Here is a 343-nt window from a genome sequence, read left to right as displayed (position 1 = left end):
CGCGTCCGACGATTAGATAATAAATCTTGCTTAGAAACATTATAATGGCGAGCAACCGCGCGCTGAATTTCTTCAATTCGAATACGCTTAGATTCACCTGAACGTGTCAAATGACCCAAAAATTCATCAATCCTTTCCAAAGACAAATCAGATTCGAAAGACTGACGAAACAACAACTGATTAAAGGCTCCTTCAATATCACGCCCTGAACCCAAAATCGTTTTAGCAATATACTGCAAAACCTCATCTGAAATTACAATCATGTTGTCATCTTGTTGCGCCACCTTTAACCGTTGGCGCAACATTTCCAAACGCATTTCATAATCTGGCGCTTCAATTTCAA

Annotated in this window: 1 pseudogene; it reads right to left on the bottom strand. The window is 39.7% G+C overall.

Features of this window, described 5'->3' with window-relative positions:
* A pseudogene (locus tag ACFINZ_RS11100) lies at positions 1–343 on the bottom strand (chromosomal replication initiator protein DnaA); the annotation flags it as partial.

It is taken from the genome of Bartonella sp. AA81SXKL (assembly GCF_042196945.1).
GTDB lineage: Bacteria > Pseudomonadota > Alphaproteobacteria > Rhizobiales > Rhizobiaceae > Bartonella.
Note: the sequence above shows the minus strand (reverse complement) of the source record. Positions and strands in the feature narration are given on the sequence as shown.